The sequence below is a fragment of the Shimia aestuarii genome, assembly GCF_022814865.1.
GTDB lineage: Bacteria > Pseudomonadota > Alphaproteobacteria > Rhodobacterales > Rhodobacteraceae > Shimia > Shimia aestuarii_A.
Window position 1 is genome coordinate 1 of sequence record NZ_JAKVRD010000026.1, and the last position, 20062, is coordinate 20062.

General features: G+C 61.4%; 23 protein-coding genes. 16 read left to right on the top strand and 7 right to left on the bottom strand.

Translation table 11 applies throughout. The features are described 5' to 3' along the window. Nucleotides 1-220: 220 nt before the first annotated feature. Both MK745_RS17825 and MK745_RS17830 read left to right on the top strand, forming a co-directional pair. On the top strand, nt 221-871 hold the full coding sequence (locus MK745_RS17825; protein WP_243614554.1) for an SGNH/GDSL hydrolase family protein: 651 nt from the start codon (nt 221-223) through the stop codon (nt 869-871). Nucleotides 872-1052: 181 nt separating this feature from the next. Next, entirely contained in the window at nt 1053-1439 is a 387-nt protein-coding gene (locus MK745_RS17830) for a hypothetical protein (RefSeq protein ID WP_243614555.1), read from the top strand. A gap of 203 nt (nt 1440-1642) precedes the next feature. Here the strand turns inward: MK745_RS17830 and MK745_RS17835 are convergent, their stop codons facing one another. The 5 genes from MK745_RS17835 to MK745_RS17855 form a co-directional block, all read right to left on the bottom strand. Continuing rightward, nucleotides 1643-2827 carry a vWA domain-containing protein gene (locus tag MK745_RS17835; RefSeq protein WP_243614556.1) on the bottom strand — a complete coding sequence of 395 codons (1185 nt, stop codon included), beginning with the start codon at nt 2825-2827 and terminating at the stop codon, nt 1643-1645. A 4-nt stretch (nt 2828-2831) separates the two neighbouring features. After that, nucleotides 2832-2999, bottom strand: coding sequence for a hypothetical protein (locus MK745_RS17840; RefSeq protein ID WP_243614557.1), 168 nt, complete (start codon nt 2997-2999; stop codon nt 2832-2834). Nucleotides 3000-3004: 5 nt separating this feature from the next. After that, entirely contained in the window at nt 3005-4369 is a 1365-nt protein-coding gene (locus MK745_RS17845) for a DUF2927 domain-containing protein (protein ID WP_243614558.1), read from the bottom strand. Nucleotides 4370-4375: 6 nt separating this feature from the next. Then, nucleotides 4376-4834 carry a GNAT family N-acetyltransferase gene (locus MK745_RS17850; RefSeq protein WP_243614559.1) on the bottom strand — a complete coding sequence of 153 codons (459 nt, stop codon included), beginning with the start codon at nt 4832-4834 and terminating at the stop codon, nt 4376-4378. 83 nt (nt 4835-4917) lie between these two features. Then, complete coding sequence (locus MK745_RS17855) at nt 4918-5763, bottom strand: AAA family ATPase (RefSeq protein WP_243614560.1); 846 nt, start codon at nt 5761-5763, stop codon at nt 4918-4920. A 407-nt stretch (nt 5764-6170) separates the two neighbouring features. Between MK745_RS17855 and dksA the strand changes: the two genes are divergently transcribed. From dksA to MK745_RS17875, 4 genes are all read left to right on the top strand, one after another. Further along, a complete protein-coding gene (dksA, locus tag MK745_RS17860; protein ID WP_243614593.1) occupies nt 6171-6593 on the top strand; it encodes an RNA polymerase-binding protein DksA in 423 nt (140 codons plus the stop codon). A gap of 87 nt (nt 6594-6680) precedes the next feature. After that, complete coding sequence (locus MK745_RS17865) at nt 6681-7853, top strand: FAD-dependent monooxygenase (protein ID WP_243614561.1); 1173 nt, start codon at nt 6681-6683, stop codon at nt 7851-7853. A gap of 3 nt (nt 7854-7856) precedes the next feature. Further along, nucleotides 7857-8321: a GNAT family N-acetyltransferase gene (locus MK745_RS17870; RefSeq protein ID WP_243614562.1), complete on the top strand. Its 465-nt coding sequence runs from the start codon at nt 7857-7859 to the stop codon at nt 8319-8321. A 181-nt stretch (nt 8322-8502) separates the two neighbouring features. After that, nucleotides 8503-9150 (top strand): MarC family protein, encoded by a 648-nt coding sequence (locus tag MK745_RS17875; RefSeq protein WP_243614563.1) that lies wholly within the window; start codon nt 8503-8505, stop codon nt 9148-9150. Nucleotides 9151-9156: 6 nt separating this feature from the next. Here the strand turns inward: MK745_RS17875 and xth are convergent, their stop codons facing one another. Further along, nucleotides 9157-9960 carry an exodeoxyribonuclease III gene (xth, locus tag MK745_RS17880; RefSeq protein WP_243614564.1) on the bottom strand — a complete coding sequence of 268 codons (804 nt, stop codon included), beginning with the start codon at nt 9958-9960 and terminating at the stop codon, nt 9157-9159. A 392-nt stretch (nt 9961-10352) separates the two neighbouring features. Here xth and MK745_RS17885 point away from each other — a divergent pair, with 392 nt between their 5' ends. The 3 genes from MK745_RS17885 to MK745_RS17895 are packed head-to-tail and all read left to right on the top strand — an operon-like array spanning nt 10353 to nt 12865. After that, on the top strand, nt 10353-10796 hold the full coding sequence (locus MK745_RS17885) for a DUF6749 family protein (RefSeq protein ID WP_243614565.1): 444 nt from the start codon (nt 10353-10355) through the stop codon (nt 10794-10796). Nucleotides 10797-10856: 60 nt separating this feature from the next. Then, entirely contained in the window at nt 10857-11930 is a 1074-nt protein-coding gene (locus tag MK745_RS17890; RefSeq protein ID WP_243614566.1) for a DUF6902 family protein, read from the top strand. Then, nucleotides 11927-12865, top strand: coding sequence for a DMT family transporter (locus tag MK745_RS17895; protein ID WP_431978986.1), 939 nt, complete (start codon nt 11927-11929; stop codon nt 12863-12865). Before MK745_RS17890 ends, MK745_RS17895 begins: the two co-directional genes overlap by 4 nt. A gap of 47 nt (nt 12866-12912) precedes the next feature. Here MK745_RS17895 and MK745_RS17900 read toward each other — a convergent pair whose 3' ends face one another. Then, on the bottom strand, nt 12913-13236 hold the full coding sequence (locus tag MK745_RS17900; protein ID WP_243614567.1) for a HesB/IscA family protein: 324 nt from the start codon (nt 13234-13236) through the stop codon (nt 12913-12915). 71 nt (nt 13237-13307) lie between these two features. On the opposite strand from MK745_RS17900, the gene MK745_RS17905 reads away from it, so the two are divergent. The 7 genes from MK745_RS17905 to MK745_RS17935 all read left to right on the top strand — a co-directional run bounded on the left by MK745_RS17905 (nt 13308) and on the right by MK745_RS17935 (nt 20054). After that, nucleotides 13308-14501, top strand: a complete 1194-nt coding sequence (locus tag MK745_RS17905; protein WP_431978987.1) for a deoxyguanosinetriphosphate triphosphohydrolase — start codon at nt 13308-13310, stop codon at nt 14499-14501. A gap of 58 nt (nt 14502-14559) precedes the next feature. Then, complete coding sequence (argS, locus tag MK745_RS17910; RefSeq protein WP_243614568.1) at nt 14560-16305, top strand: arginine--tRNA ligase; 1746 nt, start codon at nt 14560-14562, stop codon at nt 16303-16305. An 81-nt stretch (nt 16306-16386) separates the two neighbouring features. Then, complete coding sequence (locus tag MK745_RS17915) at nt 16387-17283, top strand: SPOR domain-containing protein (RefSeq protein WP_243614569.1); 897 nt, start codon at nt 16387-16389, stop codon at nt 17281-17283. Then, nucleotides 17280-18284 carry a beta-N-acetylhexosaminidase gene (nagZ, locus tag MK745_RS17920; RefSeq protein ID WP_243614570.1) on the top strand — a complete coding sequence of 335 codons (1005 nt, stop codon included), beginning with the start codon at nt 17280-17282 and terminating at the stop codon, nt 18282-18284. The genes MK745_RS17915 and nagZ overlap by 4 nt, the downstream gene beginning before the upstream one ends. After that, nucleotides 18277-19074, top strand: coding sequence for a segregation and condensation protein A (locus MK745_RS17925; RefSeq protein WP_243614571.1), 798 nt, complete (start codon nt 18277-18279; stop codon nt 19072-19074). Before nagZ ends, MK745_RS17925 begins: the two co-directional genes overlap by 8 nt. Then, a complete protein-coding gene (scpB, locus tag MK745_RS17930) occupies nt 19067-19744 on the top strand; it encodes an SMC-Scp complex subunit ScpB (protein WP_243614572.1) in 678 nt (225 codons plus the stop codon). Before MK745_RS17925 ends, scpB begins: the two co-directional genes overlap by 8 nt. A gap of 94 nt (nt 19745-19838) precedes the next feature. After that, complete coding sequence (locus tag MK745_RS17935) at nt 19839-20054, top strand: hypothetical protein (protein WP_243614573.1); 216 nt, start codon at nt 19839-19841, stop codon at nt 20052-20054. Nucleotides 20055-20062 lie beyond the last annotated feature (8 nt).

Genomic DNA, 20062 nt, shown 5'->3' on the forward strand with positions numbered 1-20062 from the left:
CCCCGTCAGAACCTCAACCTGCCTTAACTTCGTGACAATCTCTTCCGGCTTCGGTCGCTTGTTGGCCATGTGTTTCCTCCGTTTTCCTAAACATAGCGGAGGACCACTTCAGTGGGGGAGGATCACACGTCGGTATCACGTCGGTATTGCGTCTGTATTGCGGTGGTGCGGATTTCGAAGGCGGCTTGATCGCGCAATCGTGCGCGCTAGGTCTTTCTTCATGATCCGATGGACAGTCTTAGCCTTATGTTTGCTCGCGGCCTGCGGGCGCACCGCATCGCAGGACGCGCGCGTCGTCGTTGCGGGGGATTCCGTCATGGCATGGAACAGCATGACCGGCGGCTCTGTGGCGGATGTGTTGCAGGACCGCTTGGGCGAACCCGTGGGCGATGTGTCGCTTTCCTTTGCCCAGATCGCGGGCGGGGTCGGCGGCTTGAACATCCCGACCCAGCTTGACGGTGTGCAGGCCGAGTGGGTTGTCCTCAATGGCGGCGCGAATGACCTGAGCCGGAATTGCGACTGTTCCGATTGTGGGCCGGTGCTCGATCGGCTGATCTCGGATGACGGGATGCGGGGTGCGATCCCTGCCTTGGTGGCCGATCTTCGCGGGCGCGGTTCGCAGGTGATCTGGGCGGATTACTACACGGCGCCGCGTTTCGCCGGGACCACATGCGAGGCCCCGTATCAGGCGCTTGAGGAGCGGCTCTTACGGATGGCCGCGACCGACGAGGGCGTGACATTGGTGGACATGGATGACGTGTTCTCTCCCGATGATCTGTCGCTCTTTGCCTTCGACCGCACGCACCCCTCGCAAAAAGGCTCGGCACGGATCGCGGGGCTTGTGGCGCCGGTTTTGGAGCGTGATCGGTGATTTTAAGGTGAGATCGCTTTTGTGAAGGCGAGTATAAGGATCAAAGGGCGCTCTGACTTTCATGGAGGTAGAGCGGGGGCGGGGGCCAGAGTGAAGGGCGCTGTGTTTCCTACGAAAGTCTGTTATGCGGCATTTAGTAGAAACCGAAATCGGTGGCGACAGAGCAAAAATGAAGAGCATCATGGAAAAAATCCTTGGCGCGAAAATCCAGAGCGTCGCTGAATTTGGCATCGAGGGTTTGAGAGACAGAAGCGGGTGTGAAACCATCTTCTTTGAAGTCCAAGACACACGAGAGCCAAGAAACACCTTTCGAAAACTGACGAATGAAACCAATCCGCCGAACGCCAAGAGTGGCGGAGTGTCGGAGTATGGGTGTTCTATCGAAGCGCCCAACGGCACTGTCTTTTACGCCCTCACAATCCATGGGGATGTTGAAGGGTGGCGAAAGGACATTGAGTTAGGAGCGGAAAAACTCAGGGTCGCGCTTGCTAAATTAGATGGGGAAATGCTTGTTGTGGATCGGCAATTGGAGTTCCCACTTAGTGAGTGCACAGTAGAGTTCTTCTGACGCCAATTCATTACACAAACAAATGAAATTCATCCCCGGTGGTCTGCGAAGCTGCCGTCAGCATTTCAAATTTCACCGTCCGCTCTGTCCCGCATAGCTAACCTGTGCCTGCCGGAGAATGCAGCGCTTTGCGTCCGTGTCCCGCGAATGGTCTTTGATAAGCGTCCTGCTTTGCAAGGGTGCTGACCGAAAGGGGCGTGGGGTTAGCGGACGAGGTCTTTCATGCCCTGTTCCAGCCCCTGCAATGTCATCGGCACCATGCGGTCCTCAAAGATCTCGCGGATCATGGAGATGGAATGGGTGTGGTCCCAGTATTTCTCAGGCACCGGATTGATCCAGAGGTTGGAGGTCCATGTCTCGCGGGCGCGCTCGAGCCAGACCTGACCGGCTTCGGCGTTCCAATGTTCGTTGGCCCCGCCCGGATAGGCGATCTCGTAGGGCGACATGGAGGCGTCGCCGACGAAGATGCATTTATAGTCGGCACCATAGGTGCGCATGATTTCGTGGGTCGGGGTCTGTTCCTGCCACCGGCGGCGATTGTCGCGCCATACGCCTTCGTAGAGGCAGTTATGGAAGTAGAAATATTCGAGATGCTTGAACTCGGCGCGGGCGGCGGAGAACAGCTCTTCGACGACGCGGATATGCGGGTCCATGGAGCCGCCGACGTCGAGGAACAAGAGCACCTTGACGGCGTTGCGTCGCTCGGGGCGTGTCTTGACGTCGAGATAGCCATGTTCGGCGGTGGCGCGGATGGTGCCGTCGAGGTCAAGCTCTTCCTGTGCGCCGTCACGGGCCCAGCGGCGCAGGCGCTTGAGGGCGACCTTGATGTTGCGGGTGCCAAGCTCGACGCTGTCGTCGAGGTTCTTGAATTCGCGTTTGTCCCAGACCTTCACCGCGCGCTTGTGGCGGCTTTCCTTCTGGCCGATGCGGACGCCTTCGGGGTTGTAGCCATAGGCACCGAAGGGCGAGGTTCCGGCGGTGCCGATCCATTTGTTGCCGCCTTGGTGGCGGCCTTCCTGTTCCTTCAGCCGCTCTTTGAGCGTCTCCATCAGCTTGTCAAAGCCGCCCAGCGCGTCAATCTCGGCCATTTCCTCGGGGCTGAGATGCTTTTCGGCCATCTTGCGCAGCCACTCTTCGGGGATGTCGACCGCGTTCAGCATGTCCTGCATGGAGATGCCTTCGAGCCCCGAGAAGGTCGCCGCGAAGGCGCGGTCGAACTTGTCGAGGTTGCGCTCGTCCTTCACCATGGTGGCGCGGGCGAGGTAGTAGAAGGCGTCGATGTCGTAGGTGGTCAGCCCGGATTTCACCCCTTCGAGAAAGCTCAGATACTCCCGAAGGGAGACCGGCACACCGCCGGATCGGAGATTGTCGAAGAAGGGCAGAAACATGGGATCAGAGCGCCAACCTATGCGCGGCTATGGTGAGGAACAGGCCGATGATGGCAAAGATCATCGCATAAATCACGGCATATTGCAGGATGTCGAGGGGTTTGCCCTTGCGACGTTTGGCGATCGTGGCACCGATGATGGCGCCGAGTAGCACCCCAAGCAGAACGAACATGTGGCTCAGTATCTCCCTTTCAGCGGGCTAAGAGCCGCGATTTCACGCAGTTTCGCGCGCACGGCCCAGTCCGAACCAAACCCGTATCGCGCCCAACCGAGACTGTCCAGACGGACCTGTTCGGCCTCGGCGGTGCGGCCCTCAAGCTCGAGCGCCTCGGCGCGCAGCAGCATCAGCGTGGACAGGAGTGTGGCGTTCTCGAGCTTGGCGGCGACGGGCAGGAGCGGCGTCACACGGCTCAGGGCCTCTTTGCCACGTCCGGCCGAGACGGCATGGGCGGCGAGTTGGGTCGCGACATAGAGCCGATGCGGAGACTCCGGGCCTCCGGCAAGGCGCAGGGCGCGGTCGGCGAGGAGGAAATGCTTATGCGCCTCGTCGGCGTCGTAGGATTGCATGAGGCGGCCATAGGCATAGTGGCTAAAGCCAAGGCGATGGTCGCTCCAGCCGGCGCGCTGGGCGATGCGCAGGGCCGTGGCGGCAGAGCGACGGCGTTCGCCCGGTCCCGCGCCGGGGCCGAGGGCGGTCTGGATGGCGTCGATCCAGGCGCGCGGTGTTTCGGCGAGGGTTTCTGGCGAGACCCGATCCCCCGCGGGGTTGATGCGGGCAAAGATCGCAGGCAGGCGGCGCGCGACGTCGCGGCGGTCCATGCCATTGGCGAGCGCCGGGTCGTAATAGGCCCGCAGGATGAGCATGTCGAACCCGGTCAGGACCGCATGGGCGTTGTCGTCGTTAAAGACGCTGTCGGGCAGGCGGTAGAGATCGTTGAGCGGGCCGAGCGCCTGAGCCAGTTCCTCGTGCAGGCAATCGCGCAGGTCTTGTGGGCTGGAATCGCTCGGCACGAAGATGGCGAGCTTGTCGCGACGCGTCAGGAGACCCCAATCGGTCGTGGCGCCGCGTCGGGCGCGGTGATACTCGGCCAAGCTCGAGACATTGGGGGCAACGAAACAGGCGGCCTGCGGCAGGCTCTTGCGGATGCGATCGCGCGAGACGGCCTCGATGGTGATGGAGGCCGCGCTGTCGCCGGTCTGGCGAATGTCGATTCCGGCCTCGCGGCGCAGACGGGAGAGCAGGCGTTTGAGGTCTGGGGCAAGGCTCACCGGGGCGGCGCCGGTCACGCGCACGGTGATCGGTTCCTCAAAGCGGGTCATGGCGGACAGGGTGCGACCGCTTTCCATGGTGAAGGCAAGATCGAGGAAGTCGCGGGCCATGTCGCGATTAGAGCGCGTCGGGCCGACCGGTTGCGGCACCGCGAAAATCTTCATTGGCGGCAAGGTGCTATCAGAGACAGCAGCGCGGGTTGGCGCGTCGTCCCGTGTCGTGGCGACACAGGCCCCGAGCACAAAGAGGAAGGGGAGAAGGGCGCGCTTCATCTGGGTCTATGGTCGCTGATACTTGATGAACGGGGTCAGCACACCGATCCGGTCATAGAGCTTGCGCGCCGTGGCGTTGAAATCCTGCGTGAGCCAGTAGACCGAAGGCGCCCCGGCCGCATCCGCAGCGGCGTAAACCGCCTCGATCAGCGCCCGAGCGACGCCCTTGCCGCGGGCGGCCTCATCGGTGAAGAGGTCTTGCAGATAGCAGACGTCCTCGATCTTCCAGCCATGCCGGTGAAACAGATAGTGGGTCAGGCCGACGAGCCGTCCGTCGCCGTCTTCTGCGACAAAACAGGAGAAATCGCGCGGATCGTCCCCGAGCAGGCGCGCGAAGGTGCTTTGATACACCTCTTCGGGCACTGTGGTCTCGTAGTAGGCGAGATAGCCCGTCCAAAGACGGCGCCAATCTGCTTCATCCGCAGCAGTGAGGGGACGAATCGTAACCTGAGAGGCGTGCGACATACGCGGCTCCAACAAAAATCTCTGCAAACCCTAGGCAGGCTTTAGGGCGATATTATGGCTCTTTTACGCGTTAAATCCAGTGCTTAGCGGCGTGAGCGGGCCATGAAGGCGAGGCGTTCAAAGAGGTGCACGTCCTGTTCGTTCTTCAGCAAGGCGCCATGCAGTTTGGGCAGGGCATCCACGCCGTCGCGTTTGATGTCCTCGGCGTCGAGATCTTCGGCGAGCAGGAGTTTCAGCCAGTCGAGCACTTCGGAGGTCGACGGCTTTTTCTTCAGACCGGGGGTTTCCCGAATTTCGTAGAACTGGGTCAGGGCCGTGGTCAGGAGCGAGGATTTGATGCCCGGATGATGCACTTCGACGATCTGTTGCATCGTCTCGGTGTCGGGGAAGCGGATATAGTGGAAGAAACAGCGGCGCAGGAAGGCGTCGGGGAGTTCTTTTTCGTTGTTCGACGTGATGATCATGATCGGGCGTTGCTTGGCCTTGATCGTCTCGCCGGTCTCGTAGACGTGGAACTCCATCTTGTCGAGTTCCTGCAGGAGGTCGTTGGGGAACTCGATATCGGCCTTGTCGATCTCGTCGATCAGCAGAACGACTTTCTCGTCGGCCTCAAAGGCCTCCCAGAGTTTGCCTTTCTTGATGTAGTTCTTCACGTCATGAACGCGCTCTTCGCCGAGTTGGCTATCGCGCAGGCGCGAGACCGCGTCATACTCGTAAAGGCCTTGTTGCGCCTTGGTGGTCGATTTGATGTTCCATTCGATCATCCGCAGGCCAAGCCCCTCTGCCACCTGCTTGGCAAGCTCTGTCTTGCCGGTGCCGGGCTCGCCCTTGACGAGAAGCGGGCGCTCCAGCGCCACCGCGGCGTTCACGGCGATGGTAAGATCGTCGGTGGCCACATAGGTGCTCGTGCCTTCAAAACGATGGGTCATGGGGCGTCCTTCCTGCCTGCATCTGCGCGTCATTCATATGTCCGGCATTTGGGTAAAGCGGTGACGCCGCTTTGGCAATCCCCGCCGCTGCGTCGGAAGCAGTCAACCAGCCGTGTTGTTAGACGCGCGACTTGTTTGAGCAATCAGACCATTTGCACCGATCAAGATTGTTGCGCGGGAAGGAACAATCCACGGAGTGCTCCGGTATTGGCGAATGCAATCCAGAACGTCTGCAACAGATGCATGTTTTTCCACATGAAAACGTGAACAGTTTGATCTTGGGAAATACGCGCTTTGGCTAGTGACATTCGCACAGCTCTGGGCTATTGGCTTGCGCAGAGTGAAGGGAGTGCCTGATGTCTGAAGAAATGATTGTGACGGACGTTAGCCACGACGAGGGAGCAACCATGAAAGCTGAATCTTTCCTGCCAGACGATTACCGTCCGGCAGAAGACGAACCGTTCATGAATGAACGACAGGTCGAATATTTCCGCCGCAAACTCATCAACTGGCGGAGCGAACTTCTGGAAGACAGCCGCGATACCATCGAGGGCATGAAGGACAGCACGCGCAATATCCCGGATATTGCGGACCGTGCCAGCGAAGAAACAGACCGCGCGCTCGAGCTGCGCACGCGGGACCGCCAGCGCAAACTCGTTGCCAAGATCGACTCGGCGCTGCGCCGGATTGATGAAGGCGAATACGGATATTGCGAAGTGACCGGCGAGCCGATTTCGCTCAAGCGCCTCGACGCCCGTCCGATCGCGACCATGAGCCTTGAGGCGCAAGAGCGTCACGAGCGCCGCGAAAAAGTTCACCGCGACGACTGACGCGGCATGAGCTTGGGAAGATGACAGAGGCGCCGGGGGTGAAAGCCCGGCGCTTTTTCCGTCCATGGGGCGGTGCAGGAGATGGGAATGGGTTTAGACGGACAGAAGATCACGGTCGCCGGTGCCGGGATTGGCGGCCTTACGGCGGCGATTGCGCTGCGCCAGCGCGGCGCGCAGGTGACGGTGCTTGAGCAGGCCGAGGCGATCACCGAGGTGGGGGCTGGTATTCAGGTCAGCCCGAACGGGTTCGCGGTTCTCAAGGCACTTGGTCTTGGGGAGGCATTCCGGGGTATCGCCGTGCAGGGCGAGGCGGTGGAACTGCGCGACTATCGCGCGGGGGGACTTGTGGCGCGTCTCGATCTTGGGCTCTTGCCGCAGGATCAGCCGTATTTCTTTGTCCATCGCTCGGATCTCATCGATCTTCTGGCCGAGACCGCGCGGGCGGCTGGGGTGCGTATCCGGCTTTTGCAGAAGGTGGAGCGCGTGGCGCTTGATGATGGGCCGGTTCTGCATATGGGCAATGGCGACGTGGTGAAGGCCAAGCTCCTGATCGGGGCTGACGGGCTACATTCGAAGCTGCGTCAGACGCTCAACGGCGTGCAGGCGCCCTTCTTCACGCGCCAGACCGCATGGCGGGCGACGATCCCGAACGTGATCGGTCATCCCAATGTGTCGCGCGTCCATATGGGGCCGCGTCAGCACATGGTGAGCTATCCGCTCCGGGGCGGCGAGATCATCAACATCGTTGCCGTGCAGGAGCGCACGGGCTGGGCCGAAGAGGGCTGGATGCATGAGGATGACCCCGCCAACCTGCGCAGGGCCTTTGCGGGTTATGGTGGCGAAGCGAAACAGATGCTCGACGCGGTGGAGCGCGTGGGGTTCTGGGGGCTGTTCCGCCATCCGGTCGCGCCTGTCTGGCACAAGGGACGGGCGGCGATCCTTGGCGATGCGGCACACCCGACGCTGCCGTTCATGGCGCAAGGCGCGGTGATGGCGATGGAAGATGCCTGGGTTCTGGCGCATGCGCTTGACGGGGCGGAGAGCGTTGAGGCGGGGCTTGCCGCCTATCAGACTCGGCGCGAGGCGCGGGTGCGTAAGGTGATCGAGGCGGCCAATGGCAATGCGTGGAAATATCACCTCGCCTTCCCGCCGCTACGGTTCGGGGCGCATCTGGGCTTGCGCGCGCTGTCCACGCTCGCGCCAAAAAAGCTCATGCAGCAATTCGACTGGATCTATCGTCACGATGTGACGAAGGGGTAGGGTATGGTGTCGATACGGTCCCTCACGGCGGCGGACTATGAAGCCGCGGCGCGGATTTTCTTTGCCGCGGTGCATGAGGGCACCCGCAACCTCTATACGCCCGAACAGCGCCGTGCCTGGGGCGGAGAGGCGGTCAATCTCGACACATGGCGATCCGTGTTCCTTGAGGTTGAGGGCTGCTTTGCGGAGGATGAGAGCGGCCCGCTTGGGTTCATGACGCTCGATCAGGCAGGGTATATAGATTTCGCGTTCGTTCATCCGGACGCCGCCCGCAAAGGGATCGGCGCGGCCCTATTTGCAGAGGTGGAGAGAGAGGCGCGTGCGCAGGCGATTGCGGAACTGACCACCAACGCGAGTTTCGCGGCGCAGCCGTTCTTTGCGCGGCACGGTTTTGAGATCGTTGAGAAAGAAGAGATTGCGCGCAACGGTGCCACGCTCACGCGCTATGCCATGCGCAAAACGCTCTAGGCCGCAGTTCGACCCGGAGGGCGGTTGTTCGACTGGACCTATCGCCACGATGTGACGAAGGGGTAAGCGCGTAGATTGACGTGCTGGACAATTGGTTTCATCCGTTCGTCTCTCGCCCTATGTTGGAGCGGCGAACAGGCCGCATGCCACAGGGGGCGGCGGAGGATAGGGCAGGTGCTTGATGGATTGGACGTCACTCACACGTGAATTCGTGACGCTATTGGTTGTGATTGATCCGATTGGGACGATTCCGGTGTTTCTCTTCGCCGTGCAGAGCGTGCCGAAGCATCTACACCGGCTCTTTGCAATCAGAGCGGTTGCGATCGCCAGCCTTGTGCTTTTTGCGTTTCTGGTTGGCGGGCAGGTGCTTCTCGAGACGCTTGGATTGCGGCTCGGGTCATTTCAGGTTGCGGGCGGGGTCGTGCTTTTCCTGTTCGCGATGATTATGGTTTTTGGCGAGTCCAAACCTGCGCGCGAGATCGAAGAGGCCGGGAAAGATCACCTGTCTGGCGCGGTCTTCCCGCTTGCCATGCCGTCGATTGCGTCTCCGGGTGCGATGCTCGCGATTGTTGTGCTCACGAATAACCATACAGAACCGCTTGCAGATCAAGCCACGACGGCGGGCCTCTTGGGGCTGGTGCTCTTGCTGACGCTTGGTGTTTTGCTTTTAGCGAGCGCGATTCATCGGTTGATCGGCAACACCGGGGCGAGCGTCATAAGCCGCGTGATGGGGATCATCTTGGCCACCATCGCGGTTGATGCCGTTCTCGGGGGGCTGGATGCGCTGGGCGTGCTGGAGCTTGCACCGATGAGCGTCGGTATTGAGTAAGACCCCTTAGGCCGCCAGTTCGACCCAGATCGGCACATGGTCCGAGGGCTTCTCGCGACCGCGCACCTCTTTGTCGATCTGGCAATCGCGCAGGAGATCGGCGCAATGCGGGCTTAGCAGGAAGTGGTCGATGCGGATGCCATCGTCGCGGTTCCATGCGCCCGCCTGATAGTCCCAGAAGGAATAGTGGCCGGGGCCGAGCGTGCGGGCGCGGAAGGCCTCGGTAAAACCGAGGTTGAGGATCTCGCGATAGGCGGCGCGGCTTTCGGGGCGGGCGAGGGCGTCTTCCTGCCAGACCTCGGGGCGTTTGGCGTCTTCGTCCTGCGGGATGATGTTATAGTCGCCCGCCATGAGGAAGGGTTCCTCGAGCGCAAGAAGCGCTTCGGCGCGGGCCTTCATACGGCGCATCCAAGCGAGTTTATAGGCGTATTTGCCACCCGGTTTCGGCGCGCCGTCTTCGATCTCGACCGGGTTGCCATTGGGCAGGTAGAGGCCGCAGACGCGCACCGGCACGTCTCCCATCACGGTCGCCTCGATCCAGCGCGCCTGTTCATCGGCATCGTCGCCGGGAAGCCCGCGTGTCACGTCCTCGAGGGGAAGTTTCGACAGGATCGCAACGCCGTTGAAGCTTTTTTGGCCATGGGTCTCGACACGGTAACCGTGCTCTTCAAAGATTTCGCGGGGGAAGTTTTCGTCGATGGATTTGATCTCTTGCAGGACCACCACATCCGGTGCGGCCTCGTCGAGCCATTGCGGTAGCGCCAGAGCGCGGGCCTTGATGCCGTTGATGTTGAAGCTCGCGATCTTCATGGCCTGTTCCCTTCCGTCGGTGCCTGCCCCCTGTATCCTCCATGCGCGGGGGGCATGCAAGCGGTGCGGGCGCTTTGCAGATGAGATCTGACAGGTGGCGCGGGGCGGGGAATCGGTCTGGTCGGAACGGAGGGATTCGGGTGCATTGAGGGGGTGTCGTGGCGCAACCTAGGGGCGAGTCCTGCGAAATAGGGCAAAAACAAGGCAAAAGCTTGTCAGAAATATGGCGAACTTGCCAATCTCAAAAATCCTATAAATCTCAGGCATTTGAAGGACAACCTTTACGGTATTTCTTTGCGCAGAAACCCGAATAGCGAGAAATTTCGTTTGGAGGAACCCGTTTTGCGTGCAAGCGTTGCCCTGCTCAAACTTCAACTGGAGGGATCCTAGAAATGCTCGCTGAAAAGTCTGTCGAACTGGTTAACGAAACGAAAACGCACCGTGCGGCCCCCCCGTCGGAGGCCAGCCTGCATGATGGCGTGGCCACCGAAATGTTCACGTCGGGGCTGTCGCCCGAGGCGCACCGCGACGCGATGGCCGGAGAGGGCGCCGAGCTGTTTACCTCGGGTCTTGTCCAGATGTTCACCTCGGGTCTTGCACCGGAAGCGGCCCGCGATGCGATGGCGGGCGACGGGGCTGAGATGTTCACCTCGGGTCTTGTGCAGATGTTCACGTCCGGGCTTGGTCCGATCGGTCAGGCCGAGGCAAGCACAGGTGAGGGTGTCGAGATGTACACCTCCGGCCTCGTGCAGATGTTCACCTCGGGGCTCGCGCCGCAGGGTGTGGCGAAGGCCGACGCGGGCGAAGGTGCCGAGCTTTTCACATCGGGCCTCTAAGAGACCTTTGACCGGGGCGCAGCTGGCGCGCCCCGGCCTATCTTTTCGGGGGAGTTCGCCGTGACCAATGTCCTTGCCTTTACCCATCCAGCACCCGTGCGGCCCGAAGCCGAACGCCATGCGGCAATGATGCAGAGCTTTGCCGCGCATCGCCGCCATGGCGATGATGTGTTCTGGCTCAAGGAAAACGCGGAGCTTCTCAATATCCTCGAATGTACGAATAGCGCGTTGGATGAGGCCGATCTCGAATCCTACCGGGGGTTCTATGACGGGGTGGAGAAACGGCTTCGGTTTTTTCCGCAGTACTATCGGTTCCTGTTGTCGATCTGCCTTGATCTTGAGGATCTCGGGATGGCGGGGGACAAGGGGGCCGCGCTTGTCGCGTGGGTCGCAGAAGAGGGTTTTGCCCATGCCGAGCTCTCGGACCTGCAACGGTTGGAAGCGCGGCGCTTGATGGCGCGGCGCGGGGTTGACCCGCTTCCCGGCGATGGGGGGCTCGAGGAGCGGGTGCGCGGGTTCATCGGGCGCTCGGCGAGTTTTTCGATGCCGAACAAGAAGGCGGCGTATGAGTTGACACACGCGGTGTTCTACCTGTCGGAATATGGTCGCCGCGACCCGCAGCTCGACGAGGCGACGCGGTTGTCGCTTGAATTCGCGGGGCTTCTGGCCTTTCTCGAGCAGAACGCCGACCTGCTTGCCGAGATCTGTCTCGCGTTGCGCTTTGGCGGCTTCGAGGTGCCGGAGGTCTGGGAGGCGTGGCTCGTGCGGCACACGCATCTGTTCAATGTCCTCAGCCCGGACGAGGCCTCGGTGCAAGACGATTACCACGAATACCTCGTGTGCAACTGGCTCATGCGGTGCAAGGGAGAGCGCGGGTTTGCCAAGGCGATGGCGTCGGATGGCATGGTGTTTCGGCGCGCTTCGGGGGTGTCGGGGCCGCTCCGGGAGTTGTCGGAATGCATGTATGGGCTCGACAATCGCAGCGGCGACTGGACCGCGATGCGGCCCGTGGTGATCGAGCGGCTTTCGCAGGATGCGCAGACGGTCCTGTCCTGGGCCGAACATTCCAGCGACAAATTCGATATGTTCTTTGAAGGTTTTGCCCGAGCGGGCGGCGCGCGGGGGATGGCATGATGCAGGGGATCAACCGCGAGGCGCTCGCCGGGACGGGGCTTGTCGTTCTTTATACGCTAATGATCTCGTCGGCGGACGCGATCACGAAATTCATCGCCAAGGGCTATGCCGCGCCACAGCTTTTCGCCTTTTCCGGGGCGGTGGTTGTGGCGCTCTCATGGGTGTCGGCGCGGATGAAACGCGGGCAGGGGCAGAGCCTGCGCACGTCCTGCCCGCGGGCGATGGCGCTTCGCGCGCTCCTGACTGTGGTCGGATCGGTGGCGTTTTTTCAGGCTTTCCGGCTTTTGCCGTTTGCGGAAGTCTTCGTCTTTATTGGTTTGATGCCGCTCTTCGCAGGGATGCTCTCGGGGCCGATCCTTGGCGAGCATGTACGGCCGATGGCCTGGGGGGCGCTGGCGGCGGGGTTTGTGGGCGTGCTGTGCCTCTTTCCCGGTGGCCTCGCCTCGGTGACGGCGGGGCATTTGGTGGCGCTGGCCGCCTGTCTTTGCGGGGCGCTTTCGCTCGTCCTCGCGCGCTATATCGGCGGGCATGAGAAAAATTCCATCGCGCAGGTGTTCTATCCGAACCTCGCGCTATTCCTCGCAATGGCGCTGGCCCTGCCGTTTGTCTACAAGCCGATGCCACTCTCTGATCTCGCTTGGGTCGGGGCGTATGCGGGTTTCCTCTTTGCGGCGCGGTGGGTCTCGGTCGTGGCGCTCCGGCTTCTGGCGGCCTATGCGGTAACGCCACTGATGAACTTGCAGTTCGTTTGGATGGTGATCCTCGGTGCGGTGTTCTTCGGCGAAGTGCCGGGCGGGCATATCTATCTTGGGGTGGCGATCGTGATCGGCTCGGGGGTGTTCCTTGTCTATGATCAGATGCAACCCGGCGGCGTGCCGATGCCCGGTTGGATGCGTCGACCGCAGTTTATGCGGCGCGCAAAGAGTGTTCGGTAATCATTTGATTTTGTTTGTGAAAGGGGCGCTCACAAAGCGCCCCTTTCTTACATCGAAAAGCTTGTGCCGCAGCCACAGGAGCTTGTCGCGTTGGGGTTCTCGATGACGAAACGCGCGCCGATGAGTTCCTCGGTGAAGTCGATCACAGCGTTGGACAGGAACGGCAGCGAGACGCTATCGACGAGGACTTTCTCGCCCTGACCCTCGAGCACCATGTCGTCCTCGGCTTGGCTGTCGAGCTTGATCTCGTACTGAAATCCTGAGCAGCCTCCGCCCTCGACGGCGACACGCAGGGCCTGTCCCTGCGACGCGGCGCCGATCTCGGCGAGGCGGGCAAAGGCGCGGTCGGTGACTTTGGGCGGCAGGTTCATGGCGAGGCTCCTGAAAGGGCGCGTGGGAATTGACCGGTTTCAAACGGCGTTTGCCTGCAATATAGAAATCCATGAGACAGGCGACAAGGACCGACGAAGGGGCCGACACCATGCCAGCCAAGGCGCATGCCGCATATGCTTCTGATCCCGCGCTGTCGCGGGGCCGCAAGGTGGCCGAGGAGGAAAGCGCGTTTCGCTCGTGTTTTCAAAGGGATCGCGACCGGATCATCCATTCGAGCGCGTTTCGTCGCCTGAAGCACAAGACGCAAGTTTTTGTGGAACACGAAGGCGATAGTTTTCGCACCCGTCTCACCCATTCCATCGAGGTTGCGCAGGTGGCGAGGACGATTGCCGGGGCGCTCGAGTTGAACCAAGAGCTGACCGAGGCGGTCGCGCTGGCACATGACCTTGGGCATACGCCGTTCGGGCATACGGGCGAGGATGCGCTTGATGCCTTGATGCAGCCCTATGGCGGGTTCGATCATAACGCGCAGGCGATCCGCATCGTCACATCGCGCGAGCGGCACTATGCAGAGTTTGATGGGCTTAACCTCACCTGGGAGACGCTCGAGGCGATTGCCAAGCATAACGGGCCGGTGACGGGGGTGCTTCCCTATGCGCTGGCGGATTACAACGCGGTGCATGACCTTGAATTGCACACTTATGCCAGTGCCGAGGCGCAGGTTGCGGCGCTTTCGGATGATATTGCTTATAACAACCACGATCTTCTCGACGGGTTGCGGGCGGGGCTTTTCACAGAGGCCGAAATTTCGGAGTTGCCCATCGTGGGCGCGGCGTTTGACGCGGTTGATCGGACCTATCCGGGGCTTGAGGCGATCCGGCGGCGGCATGAGGCGCTGCGGCGGGTGTTTGGCGTCATGGTGGCGGATGTGATCGACACCTCGCGCAGTCTCCTTAAGGCGAGCGGGGCGGCGTCGGTCGAGGAAATACGTGGTCTTGGCGCGCCGGTGATCCAGTTCTCGCCAAAGGTCTGGTCGGATCTCAAGGTGATCCGCAAGTTCCTATTCACGCGCATGTATCGTGCGCCGTCCGTTGTTGAGATGCGCGAGCGGGTGACGCAGGTGGTTGAAGACCTCTTTCCGCTCTACCTTTCCGATCCAAAGCTTTTGCCGGATCGCTGGCAGGATGAGATCGCGGCGGCGGGGGGCGAAACCGGGCTGGCGCGGATCGTGTCGGATTACCTCTCTGGGATGACGGATCGCTTTGCGCTTCAGGAACATGCGAGGCTTGTCGGGAAGGCGTGATCGGTTGACCTGACCGCCGGGAGTGATAAACCCGCGACAAATCACGAGGACCGCTCCGATGAACCTTTTTACCGAGATGCGCGCGCTTGTTATCGCGTCGCTTGAAACCATGCAGACCGAGGGCACGCTGCCCGAGGGGTTGGACTTTGCCAATGTGGCGGTCGAGCCGCCGCGCGATGCGGCGCATGGCGATATGGCGACCAACGCGGCGATGGTTCTTGCCAAGCCCGCGAAGATGAAGCCGCGCGATATCGCCGAGGCTCTGGCGGGCAAGCTCGCCGCGGACGCGCGCGTGACCTCTGCCGAGGTGGCGGGGCCGGGATTCCTTAACTTGCGTCTTGCGCCCGCGCTCTGGCAGGGGCTTGTGAAATCGGTGCTCGAGACCGGCGCGGATTTCGGTCGTTCGACCATGGGCGAGAACAAAAAGGTCAATGTCGAATATGTTTCGGCCAACCCGACCGGACCGCTGCATGTGGGCCACACTCGGGGCGCGGTCTTTGGTGATGCGCTGGCGAGCCTTTTGGACTTCGTCGGTTATGACGTGACGCGCGAATATTACATCAACGATGGCGGCGCGCAGGTCGATGTGCTCGCGCGGTCGGTTTACCTGCGCTATCTCGAGGCGCATGGGCAGGACGTGGCTTTTGAGGACGGCACCTATCCGGGCGATTATCTGATCCCGGTCGGCGACGCGCTCAAGGAGAAGGTCGGCGATGCCTATGTCGGTCAGGACGAAGATGTCTGGCTTGCCGAGGTGCGCGAGTTCGCGACCGAGAAGATGATGGACCTGATCCGCGACGACCTGAAGGCGCTTGGCGTCGAGATGGACGTGTTCTTTTCGGAGAAATCCCTCTACGGCACGGGCCGGATCGAAGCGGCGCTTGAGGCGCTTGAGAGCAAGGGGCTTATCTATGAAGGCGTGCTTGAGCCGCCGAAGGGCAAGACGCCCGAGGATTGGGAACCGCGCGAACAAACGCTATTCCGGTCGACCGATCATGGCGATGACGTGGACCGTCCGGTGAAGAAATCCGACGGAAGCTGGACCTATTTCGCGCCGGATATCGCCTACCATTTTGACAAGGTTTCCAGAGGGTTCGACGCTCTTATTGATGTGTTTGGCGCGGATCATGGCGGCTATGTCAAGCGTATGAAGGCCGCCGTGTCGGCGCTTTCAGACGGGCAGGTGCCGCTGGATATCAAGCTGACGCAGCTTGTGAAGCTTTGGAAGAACGGCGAGCCGTTCAAGATGTCCAAACGGGCCGGCAATTTCGTCACGCTGCGCGACGTGGTAGAGCAGGTCGGTCCGGATGTGACGCGTTTCGTCATGCTGACGCGCAAGAACGATGCACCGCTCGATTTCGACTTTGACAAGGTGCTTGAGCAGTCCAAGGACAACCCGGTCTTCTACGTCCAATACGCCCATGCCCGCGTTTGTTCGGTGCTGCGCAAGGCGCAAGAGGCGGGGATTGTCGCCGATGATGCCACGTTGATGGCGGCGGACCTTGGCAAGCTCGACCATGAGGCGGAAATCGCCGTGGCCAAGAAGGTTGCGGAATGGCCGCGTCTTGTCGAGATCGCGGGACGCACCAATGAGCCGCACCGCGTTGCATTCTACCTTTATGAATTGGCGAGCGAGCTGCACGGGTTCTGGAACAAGGGCAATGACGATGCGTCGCTGCGCTTTATCCAAGAGGGCGATGCGGCCACATCGCAGGCCAAAATCGCGCTTGCGCGCTCTGTCGCCATTGTTATTTCCGCCGGTCTTGGTATTCTTGGCGTAACTCCGGCGCAGGAGATGCGGTAACAAGCCACACGTCGCGCGGGGTTGAGGCAAAGGCAAGACGACCCCGGCGACAATGTATCGCCGTGGCAGTGAGGCGATACAATGGCAGAGATTCCGATGTCCGGACACTATGAGTCCGCACGTGAAACCCGATCCTTGGCACCGCTTGTGAACTGGGCCGGAGCGGCCTTGTCGCTCGGTCTCGTGATTGGGGCTGGCGTGTGGGGCTACAAGCTTCTGGTGCGCGATGTGACCGGCGTGCCGGTGGTGCGCGCGGTCGAAGGGCCGATGCGTATTCAACCGGAGAACCCCGGTGGGCGACAAGCGGCAAACCAGGGCCTTGCCGTCAACACCGTTGCGGCGCAGGGATCGGCGGGCAAACCTGCGGATCGTTTCGTGCTTGCACCGGCGCCGATCGAGCTTGGCGATGAGGACGTGGCACCAGCGACCACCGAGAAACAGCCGGATATCGTGGCGCCGCCGCCACTCAAGACCGAGGAACTCGGGTCTATCGAAGAATTTGCCGCCCGGATTGCGGATGATGTTGCGCCGCTTTCAGAGCCTGTAGAGGTTGCCGTGGCCGCCCCGGAGGCCGAGACAGAGGTCGCTCCGAAAGTGGCGGGCGGGGTTGGCCGGTCCTTGCGGCCAAGGCTGCGCCCGGCGTCTCTTTCGACCACGCCTGTGGCTGCGGCGGATACTGTTGCGCGGGCAGATACCTCTGCCGTGAATGAGGTGAGCGACGTGGCCGCCGGCACACGGATGGTTCAGCTTGGTGCCTTTGCCAGCGCCGAGATCGCGCGCGGCGAATGGGACAAGTTGCACAAGCGGTTCGGCGAGTACCTTGGCGACAAGACCCGCGTGATCCAGAAAGCACAGAGCGGTGGGCGGACCTTTTACCGGCTCCGCGCCATTGGATTTGCCGATCTGAGCGATGCGCGGCGGCTGTGTTCGGCGCTGAAGGCGCAAAACGCGGATTGTATCCCGGTGACCGCGCGGTGAGTGCGCGCGGCGCTGTGATCCTTGGCTGCGCGGGGCCACGCCTTTCGCCGCGAGAACGGGATTTCTTTGCCGAGGTGCGCCCGTTCGGTTTTATTCTCTTTGCCCGCAATATCGTGGATGCGGCGCAGGTACGTGCGCTTTGTGATGAGTTGCGCGGGTGCGTCGACCATGAAGCGCCGATCTTGATTGATCAGGAAGGCGGGCGCGTGCAGCGGTTCCGCCCGCCTCTTGGCCGGGAATGGCCCGCGCCGCTTGCCTTTGTAGAGCAGGCCGGAGCCGAGGCCGTGCGGGCGATGTATCTACGCTATCGGATCATTGCGGAAGAGTTGCGGGCTTGTGGTGTGGATGCGAATTGCGCGCCGCTTGTGGATGTGGCCGAAGAGGGGACGCACCCGTTTCTCAAGGACCGCTGCTATGGGTTTGATGCCGAGGTGGTCGCCGCGCTTGGCCGCGCGGTGGCGGATGGGTTGCTTGATGGCGGGGTGTATCCGGTTCTGAAGCACATCCCCGGCCATGGACGGGCACGGGCAGATAGCCATCTCGACCTGCCGCGCGTCTCGGTGGAGCCTGCGGCACTGGCGCGCGATTTCGCGCCGTTTCGGGCGCTGAATGACCTTGCGATGGGGATGACAGCGCATCTTGTCTATGAGGCGATTGACGATCAGCCGGCGACGATCTCGCCGAAGATGATGGGCCTGATCCGGGAAGAGATCGATTTTGGGGGCCTGATCATGACCGATGACATCTCGATGCAGGCGCTTTCGGGTACGCTTGCCGAGCGGTCTGCGGCGTCGATTGCGGCGGGGTGTGATGTCATCCTGCATTGCAATGGCGATTTCGACGAGATGGTCGCGGTTGCAGAGGCGGCCGGGGCGTTGCAAGGCGCGGCCGAACGGCGGGCTCAGGCCGTTCTCGACACGCGCCCCACGCCAGTTCCTGTTGACATTCCGGCGCTCTCTGCCGAACTTGAAGCCCTTCTTTCAGGGCAAGGGCATGTCTGAGGACGAGACGGGTTCAATTCAGGAGGACAAGGTTGCCGCGCGGCTTGCCGCGGAGGCGCTTATTGTCGATGTGGACGGGTTCGAGGGGCCGCTCGACCTTTTGTTGACCCTGTCGCGGACCCAGAAAGTCGACCTGCGCAAGATCTCGATCCTGCATCTGGCGCAGCAATATCTGAGCTTTGTCGAGAAGGCGAAACAACTTCGCATCGAACTTGCCGCCGATTACCTTGTGATGGCGGCGTGGTTGGCTTTCCTGAAATCGCGGCTCCTCTTGCCACCGGACCCGAGCGAAGAGGGGCCGTCCGGCGAGGAACTTGCAGCGCATCTCGCGTTTCAGCTTGAGCGGCTTCAGGCGATGCGGGACGCGGCGGCGAAGCTTATGGCGCGCGACCGTTTGGGGCGCGACTTCTTTCAGCGCGGTGTGCCGGAGGATGTCACGCGGGTGCGCCGGGTGACCTATACGGCGACCTTGCTTGACCTGATGCAGGGATATGCGCGCATTCGCACGCGCGACGAATTCCGCCCCTTCGTGATGGATCGGGACTCGGTCTTTACCATGGAAGAGGCCCTTGAACGGATGCGTGGGCTGATCGGTTTCGCCGGGGACTGGACCGATATTCTAAGCTACCTTCCGGCGGGGTGGGAAAGCGATCCAAAGAAGCGCCGGTCTGCCACGGCCTCGACCTTTGCGGCCTCGCTCGAGCTTGCCAAGGAAGGCAAGGTTGAAATCCGCCAGAGCGAGACCTTTGCGCCGATCCAGGTTCGCAAGAAAGATCAAGATCATGTCTGAAGATATTGAAGAAAAACAAGAAAAAGTCGCGGAGGAGAGCCTGTTTGAAGCGCCCCCCATGGCCGAGCAAGAGCGCATGTGCGAAGCGATCCTGTTCGCCAGTGCCGAGCCGGTGACGATCAAGGAGCTCAATAGCCGGATGCCGCACGGGTGCGACGCGGCGGAGGCCTTGGTGCATCTGCGCAAGCGGTACGAGGGGCGCGGCGTCAGGGTTGTGAAGGTCGGGGATGCCTGGGCGATGCGCACCGCACCGGACCTTGGGTTTCTGATGCAGAAAGAGATGGTCGAGACCCGCAAGCTTAGCCGGGCGGCGATCGAGACCCTTGCCATTATCGCCTATCATCAGCCGATCACGCGGGCAGAGATCGAGGAAATCCGCGGCGTCAGCGTGTCGCGCGGGACGGTGGATCAGCTCTTGGAGATGGAATGGATCCGGTTCGGGCGGCGCAAGATGACGCCGGGCCGCCCGGTGACTTTCGTCGTGACGCAGGAATTCCTGGATCACTTCGGGCTTGAGAACGCGCGCGATCTGCCGGGGCTGAAAGAGCTGCGGGCAGCCGGGCTTCTTGAGAGCCGACCGCCGCCGGGCTCTATGCCGGCGCTTGGGGATCGCGATGATGAGGGCGAAGAGGAAAGCAGTGAAGGGCAATCGGAACTCTTCGAGGATTGAGGTCGGAGGCGGCGAAATTTGTAATCGCCACAGTTTCTCCTAAATTGAGGTCTAGGATGCCGCAAAAGACTTCGAGCAGAGGGAAACCGATCTCATGAATGCCAATCGCATCATCAACATGGTTGTGCGCATGTTCCTGCGTAAGGCGATCAACAGCGGTATGAATGCCGGGATGAACGCCCTGAACAAGAAAGACAGCGCCGGGCGCGCGACGCCGCAAGACCAACGTCCGAACAACAACGCCCCGCAACAGGGCGTCAAACAGGCCCGCCGTGCCGCGCGTATGGCGCGTCGCATGAACAAGCTCTGACGTTGCCG

Coding starts and splice junctions, on each gene's coding strand:
- MK745_RS17845 (WP_243614558.1), bottom strand. CDS start 4,369: ATGAAGCGCGCCCTTCTCCCCTTCCTCTTTGTGCTCGGGGCCTGTGTC.
- MK745_RS17850 (WP_243614559.1), bottom strand. CDS start 4,834: ATGTCGCACGCCTCTCAGGTTACGATTCGTCCCCTCACTGCTGCGGAT.
- MK745_RS17830 (WP_243614555.1), top strand. CDS start 1,053: ATGGAAAAAATCCTTGGCGCGAAAATCCAGAGCGTCGCTGAATTTGGC.
- MK745_RS17905 (WP_431978987.1), top strand. CDS start 13,308: ATGAGACAGGCGACAAGGACCGACGAAGGGGCCGACACCATGCCAGCC.
- MK745_RS17935 (WP_243614573.1), top strand. CDS start 19,839: ATGAATGCCAATCGCATCATCAACATGGTTGTGCGCATGTTCCTGCGT.
- MK745_RS17835 (WP_243614556.1), bottom strand. CDS start 2,827: ATGTTTCTGCCCTTCTTCGACAATCTCCGATCCGGCGGTGTGCCGGTC.
- MK745_RS17915 (WP_243614569.1), top strand. CDS start 16,387: ATGGCAGAGATTCCGATGTCCGGACACTATGAGTCCGCACGTGAAACC.
- MK745_RS17875 (WP_243614563.1), top strand. CDS start 8,503: ATGGATTGGACGTCACTCACACGTGAATTCGTGACGCTATTGGTTGTG.
- dksA (WP_243614593.1), top strand. CDS start 6,171: ATGAAAGCTGAATCTTTCCTGCCAGACGATTACCGTCCGGCAGAAGAC.
- MK745_RS17885 (WP_243614565.1), top strand. CDS start 10,353: ATGCTCGCTGAAAAGTCTGTCGAACTGGTTAACGAAACGAAAACGCAC.
- MK745_RS17840 (WP_243614557.1), bottom strand. CDS start 2,999: ATGTTCGTTCTGCTTGGGGTGCTACTCGGCGCCATCATCGGTGCCACG.
- MK745_RS17855 (WP_243614560.1), bottom strand. CDS start 5,763: ATGACCCATCGTTTTGAAGGCACGAGCACCTATGTGGCCACCGACGAT.
- MK745_RS17865 (WP_243614561.1), top strand. CDS start 6,681: ATGGGTTTAGACGGACAGAAGATCACGGTCGCCGGTGCCGGGATTGGC.
- MK745_RS17925 (WP_243614571.1), top strand. CDS start 18,277: ATGTCTGAGGACGAGACGGGTTCAATTCAGGAGGACAAGGTTGCCGCG.
- scpB (WP_243614572.1), top strand. CDS start 19,067: ATGTCTGAAGATATTGAAGAAAAACAAGAAAAAGTCGCGGAGGAGAGC.
- MK745_RS17895 (WP_431978986.1), top strand. CDS start 11,927: ATGATGCAGGGGATCAACCGCGAGGCGCTCGCCGGGACGGGGCTTGTC.
- MK745_RS17900 (WP_243614567.1), bottom strand. CDS start 13,236: ATGAACCTGCCGCCCAAAGTCACCGACCGCGCCTTTGCCCGCCTCGCC.
- argS (WP_243614568.1), top strand. CDS start 14,560: ATGAACCTTTTTACCGAGATGCGCGCGCTTGTTATCGCGTCGCTTGAA.
- MK745_RS17870 (WP_243614562.1), top strand. CDS start 7,857: ATGGTGTCGATACGGTCCCTCACGGCGGCGGACTATGAAGCCGCGGCG.
- MK745_RS17825 (WP_243614554.1), top strand. CDS start 221: ATGATCCGATGGACAGTCTTAGCCTTATGTTTGCTCGCGGCCTGCGGG.
- xth (WP_243614564.1), bottom strand. CDS start 9,960: ATGAAGATCGCGAGCTTCAACATCAACGGCATCAAGGCCCGCGCTCTG.